The organism is uncultured Catenibacterium sp. (genome assembly GCF_900540665.1).
GTDB lineage: Bacteria > Bacillota_I > Bacilli_A > Erysipelotrichales > Coprobacillaceae > Catenibacterium.
The window spans coordinates 1-5,379 of record NZ_UQGV01000105.1 but is presented as its reverse complement, the minus strand read 5'-3'; the positions used below and the strand labels follow the sequence as shown (position 1 = coordinate 5,379).

At 33.4% G+C, this 5,379-nt stretch carries 6 protein-coding genes; 4 read left to right on the top strand and 2 right to left on the bottom strand.

Annotated elements, in window-relative coordinates; translation table 11 throughout:
• Positions 1-46 precede the first annotated feature (46 nt).
• Together QZQ55_RS10485 and QZQ55_RS10480 are read left to right on the top strand one after the other, a co-directional pair.
• On the top strand, positions 47-1,495 hold the full coding sequence (locus tag QZQ55_RS10485; protein WP_295093122.1) for a glycoside hydrolase family 1 protein: 1,449 nt from the start codon (positions 47-49) through the stop codon (positions 1,493-1,495).
• A gap of 39 nt (positions 1,496-1,534) precedes the next feature.
• A complete protein-coding gene (locus QZQ55_RS10480; protein WP_295093121.1) occupies positions 1,535-2,026 on the top strand; it encodes a methylated-DNA--[protein]-cysteine S-methyltransferase in 492 nt (163 codons plus the stop codon).
• 27 nt (positions 2,027-2,053) lie between these two features.
• On the opposite strand, the gene QZQ55_RS10475 is transcribed toward QZQ55_RS10480, so the two are convergent.
• Both QZQ55_RS10475 and QZQ55_RS10470 read right to left on the bottom strand, forming a co-directional pair.
• On the bottom strand, positions 2,054-2,323 hold the full coding sequence (locus tag QZQ55_RS10475) for a DUF1292 domain-containing protein (RefSeq protein ID WP_295093120.1): 270 nt from the start codon (positions 2,321-2,323) through the stop codon (positions 2,054-2,056).
• The gene (locus QZQ55_RS10470; RefSeq protein WP_295093118.1) at positions 2,323-2,856 is read right to left on the bottom strand and encodes a hypothetical protein; all 534 of its coding nucleotides are present in this window, start codon (positions 2,854-2,856) and stop codon (positions 2,323-2,325) included. The genes QZQ55_RS10475 and QZQ55_RS10470 overlap by 1 nt, the downstream gene beginning before the upstream one ends.
• A gap of 403 nt (positions 2,857-3,259) precedes the next feature.
• Here QZQ55_RS10470 and QZQ55_RS10465 point away from each other — a divergent pair, with 403 nt between their 5' ends.
• Together QZQ55_RS10465 and QZQ55_RS10460 are read left to right on the top strand one after the other, a co-directional pair.
• Positions 3,260-4,255, top strand: a complete 996-nt coding sequence (locus tag QZQ55_RS10465; protein ID WP_295093116.1) for a hypothetical protein — start codon at positions 3,260-3,262, stop codon at positions 4,253-4,255.
• A gap of 283 nt (positions 4,256-4,538) precedes the next feature.
• A partial coding sequence (locus QZQ55_RS10460) for a peptide ABC transporter substrate-binding protein (RefSeq protein ID WP_295093114.1) occupies positions 4,539-5,379 on the top strand: 841 nt, incomplete at its 3' end.

Genomic DNA, 5,379 nt, shown 5'->3' with positions numbered 1-5,379 from the left:
TATATTTGTGTCCGCGCAACGAAGGCGCGGGGAAATGGAGAAAATTATGAAAAAGATAAAAGATATATTATGGGGTGGTGCCACTGCCAGCAGCCAATATGAAGGTGGTTATAAAGAAGGCGGTAAAGGCTTAGATACACAGGATTGTAGACCCTATCTAAAAAGAACATCTGATGCAACAACATCTACAAGACTACTCACACAGGATATTATTGATGAAGCAAAGAAATGTGAAGGAATAGGACACTATCCATTTAGACAGGGTAGTGATGGTTATCATCATATTGATGAAGATATCGCTTTGCTTAAAGAATTAGGTATTGATATCTATCGTTTCTCAATCAGCTGGGCTAGATTATATCCTCATGGAGATGAAGAAACACCTAATGAAGAAGGAATCAAGTTCTATGATCATATCTTCAAAGAAGTACATAAAGCAGGTATGAAGATCTTTCTAACAATGAATCATTATGCTGTTCCTCTCTACCTAGTAGAACATTATGGTGGATGGACAAATAGAAAACTGATTGAATTCTATGAAAGATTTGCGACAGTAGTATTTGAAAACTGGGGAGAGTACATTGATTATTTCTTACCTTTTAATGAAATTAATGCAGGATACTTCAGTCCTTATAATGGTGTAGGATTAGTGAAAGAAAAGGATCAGCCTTATAATCAAACACTTGTATTCCAGTCATTACATCATCAGTTTGTGGCAAGTGCTAAAACAATTAAGATTGCGAAAAAACTCTCTCCTAAGAGTCAATCAGGATGTATGGTAGCATGCTTCTGTTACTATCCTCTTACATCTACTCCAGAAGATAACTTAAAAGCAGTGAGAGATGAAGAAATCCATCAGTGGTTTGCAATAGATATACTTGCGAATGGACATTATCCAAGCTATATGGATCGTTTCTTTAGAGAAAATGATATTCATTTAACTATTACAGAAGAAGATAAAGAATTACTCAAAAAATATTCATGTGACTTTGTCAGCTTCTCTTATTATTCAAGTTCTATTGCGACATGTAAGGAAGATGGACAACAGACTGCAGGTAATCTCGTTGTATCTACAAAGAATCCTCATCTTAAAGCAAGTGACTGGGGATGGCAGATTGATCCTGTAGGACTTAGAATTATGTTAAATAAGATGTATGATAGAACACAGAAACCTGTCTTTATATGTGAAAATGGATTAGGTGCACATGATATCATGGAAGATGGTTTGATTCATGATTCATATAGAATAGATTATCTTGAACAGCACTTTAAACAGATAGATGAAGCGATTGATGATGGTGTAGACGTTATTGGTTATATCATGTGGGGTGTGATTGATATTGTTTCTGCAGGAAGTTGTGAAATGGAAAAACGTTATGGTGTTGTTTATGTAGATGCTAATAATCTAGGCCAGGGTACTTATAAGAGATATAAGAAGAATAGTTTTAGATGGTATCATGACTTTATTGAAAATAAACATAAACAATTCAATTAAGTCTCTTTTTTGATATGATAGGTGTATGGAGGATTTCATATGACTTATATTGGACACTATCAATCACCATTAGGAGATATACTTATTGCGGTAGATGAAATAGGTGTATATGGCTTATGGTTTGAGAATCAGAAGTATTATGCATCAGGATTAGTAGAACCTTATGAAGAAAAAGAAACAGAACTTATTTTAAAGGTAAAGAGATGGCTTGATCTCTATTTTAAGAAAGAACAGCCACTTATTGATTTTCCTCTTCATTTAATAGGTACAGACTTCCAAAAAGAAGTATGGGAGATTCTTTGTGATATTCCTTATGGTCATACAATGACTTATGGAGAGATTGCGAATATATTGGCACAAAGAAGAGGAGTCAAAAGATTCTCTGCTCAGGCAGTAGGTGGTGCAGTAGGACATAATAGAATAAGTATTATAGTACCTTGTCATAGAGTGTTAGGCAGTAATGGAAGCTTAACAGGTTATGCAGGTGGTATAGATAGAAAAGAAACATTATTAAAACTAGAAGCACAATAAAGGGGCACCATCAGGTGCCCCTCGCTTTTAATCAAAATCAAAATCAAAATTATCTTTATTCTTTTCTTTAAAGATTTCAAATAACTCATTCAATAATTCTAGATCATCTACTGAACGATAGTTTTCTTCATCAGAATCATCATCTGATTCTTCACATCTTAGGATAACCACTTCATCAGCTTCTTCATCTACTGGTAATAAAACAACATATGCTTCATTATTATGTTCAATCAAATCAAGATATTCAAATTCTACTTCATTTCCATGTTCATCATTTAATACGACAATATTATCCATTAGTCATCTCTCCTACTATATTCTTCTCCATACTTCACAAGACGATCAAACTTTTTCTGGTTCTCTTCATTTTCAAAAGTAATCTTCTTAATATTATTCAACTTATAAAGAGCTTCAGTTATATCTTTAAATACATCTTCATCATGCTCCTTATGCCATGTTGTATAGTCCTTATCAATCAGATAAGCCATTTTCTTACCATCAAGTAAAGCTTCTACATAATCTTCAGCTGCATCACCGATTTCATGATTTTTAAAGGAATCTTCTGCATGTTCATACTTACTTAAATAATTCAGTTCAGTATCCACATAACGAGTATAGATTTCTGTTGTGATTTCTGCATCATTTTCTTCGATTTCCCATCTTGCTTCTAAAGCATTCTTTAAATCCTTATAGAATGCATCATCAATCGATTCTTCTGTTTGTGTCGAGGTATTAGTTTGACCTACATCTTTCTTTTCATTATTGTTTGCACAGGCACTTAAACCAAACACCATCATACATGATAATAAAATTGTTAGTAGTTTCTTCATGATCGAAACCTCCTTTCAATTTCATTATAAAGTAATTTGGTTTCTAATTGTGAAAAAGTGCATCTTAAAAAATAAATAAGTATAGTATTTCAGTAGGAAAATCATGGCTAAAAGAATTAATCTGTTAGAAGGGTCATTGTGGGATAAGATCCTTGCATTCGCACTGCCTTTAGCAGCTACAAGTATTATTCAGCAGTTATTTAATTTATCTTCTTTGCAAGAATCCATACATTCCTGTCCGTACTCGTAGTTTACCCTGTCAGCTGGGCTGTGACTGCAGCATCTATTGTGATTGCTTATCTTGTAGTAAAAAAGAAGAAACTTATTATGTAAGTCAGAATCAACTCTGGCTTTTTTTTCGTTATCATTTCCTTTAAAATGAATGTTAAGGGAGGGATAACACTTGAAACAACATAATACGCTAACACTTAAACAATTCATCATAAGATCGATAGGTGCTTATTTCATTACGCTTATTGTATTCTGCTTATTTATATTTAAAGTCATCCCAGGCTGTTCATTACTTCAATCTAAACTTGTTTTATTCTTACTTACAGTACTTAGCTTTGGACTCATTTACTTTGAAAAAGAAGACAGGAGAAACTATTTGAGTATTGCGACAAATGTGTTCATACCTTTTGGTATCTATACAACACTTGCATATATATTTCTTCTACCAATACCACTAGGAGTAGTCTGGCTATTACTCATTGGCCTTGATCTTGTCTATATAGGATTCTATTTCTATAAAGTGAAAAGAAGAAACTATAACTCATTGTTAGAAAAATCACAGCTTGTGATTGGTCTAGCATCTTTGTTATCACTTGTAATTGTATTAAGCTTTACATTATTCGGTTCTTCTATCATTCAATCATCTACTAAGATTACAAACAATACAGATACTTATATTAGACAATATGATCAAAAATCTCTAAAGAACTTACATCACTGGTCAAACTTAACACGTAAAGAAAAACTTAATACCTTGCAGAGAATATGCAATAACGAAAAAGACTATCTAGGTATACCATTTAGAATTAAGATAGGAGCTGGCAACGGTCTTTCGCATTCCTATGCTCAATACAATAATAAATCAAAAGAAATCACTTTTGATATTAATCAATTAGATCATGCGTCCTCTACAACTCTTTTAGAAGCACTACTCCATAGCACATATCATGCCTATGAATATGCCCTTGTAGATTCTTATGACACAATGAGTAGTGACTACAATAAGTTGTTAGACTATCGTACTATTGCGACTTATAAGAAAGAGTTCTCTACCAAGGTCACAAACAAGGCAGTCAACTATAATCAGATCAATGAATCTAACGCAAAAGCGTATGCTGCTGAAGCTTTGATGGACTATCGAATCAAGCTCAAACATACAAAAAAATAGCTGTACAAAAGAAGTGAACAATACAGGATTGTATTGTTCATTTTTTTGTGTATATGTCCTTTGCAATTTCAATTATTGTACAAGATTCAGTACAATCACCTCTCAAGGTGATAAATTCTTACTATAAAATAGACACATTTGTATGGAATTTAGTAAATACATGAATAAAAGTATAAATTGTCATTAAAATACAAAAATTTATGTGAAATTATGTTGACAGTATACAATTTTTAGACTAAACTTATCACCATAGTAGAAAACAAAAACTACAGGAGGAGAATATATGAAAACAGGTAAAACAGTAAAAGTATTGCTTGCCGCTGCAACTGCTGCAGGAATGTTAGCTGGCTGTGGTTCTAAGACAGATACTGATACATTCAGATTTGCAAGTGAATTAGATATCCAGGGGATGGATTCTACAGTAGTTGATGATGGTATGTCATTCAACGCTATTCATGCTATTACAGATGGTTTAACAGCCGTTAACGAAAAAGGTAAGACTGCACCTGCAATCGCTAAGAGCTGGGATGTAAGTGATGATGGGAAGACTTATACATTCCACTTAAGAGATGCTAAGTGGTCAAATGGTGATAAGGTTACTGCAAGTGACTTCGTTTATTCTTGGCGTAAGATCATCAAAGATGCTGGTAACTATGCTTATATGTTAGGTAGCGGAGGTGCTTCAGTTAAGAATGCAGATGCACTTATGGAATTAGGTGCTAATGCAACTGATGAACAGATGGCTACTCTTGGTGTTACAGCTAAAGATGATAAGACTTTAGTAGTAGAACTTGAAAATAAAGTTCCATATTTTACAGATTTAATGGCTTTCCCATGCTACTTCCCACAGAACGAAAAGTTCGTTGAAAAATGTGGTAAGAACTATGGTACTAAGCCAGAATATACACTTTCTAATGGTGCTTATAAGATGACTAAGTGGGTTAAGGGTAACAAATCTACATTCACTAAGAATGATAAGTACTATGATGCAAAGACAGTAGAAACTAAAAATCTTGAAATGTACTTAGTTCAGGATCCTAAGACTGCTGCACAGAACTTTGACAATGGTAAAGTTGACTATGCAACAATCAACTCTACATTAGTAGATAAGTATAAAGGTAAAG

Bases quoted from the DNA above. Each gene is read 5' to 3' on its own strand.
- QZQ55_RS10475 (WP_295093120.1), bottom strand. From the start codon at position 2,323: ATGGATAATATTGTCGTATTAAATGATGAACATGGAAATGAAGTAGAA.
- QZQ55_RS10485 (WP_295093122.1), top strand. From the start codon at position 47: ATGAAAAAGATAAAAGATATATTATGGGGTGGTGCCACTGCCAGCAGC.
- QZQ55_RS10480 (WP_295093121.1), top strand. From the start codon at position 1,535: ATGACTTATATTGGACACTATCAATCACCATTAGGAGATATACTTATT.
- QZQ55_RS10470 (WP_295093118.1), bottom strand. From the start codon at position 2,856: ATGAAGAAACTACTAACAATTTTATTATCATGTATGATGGTGTTTGGT.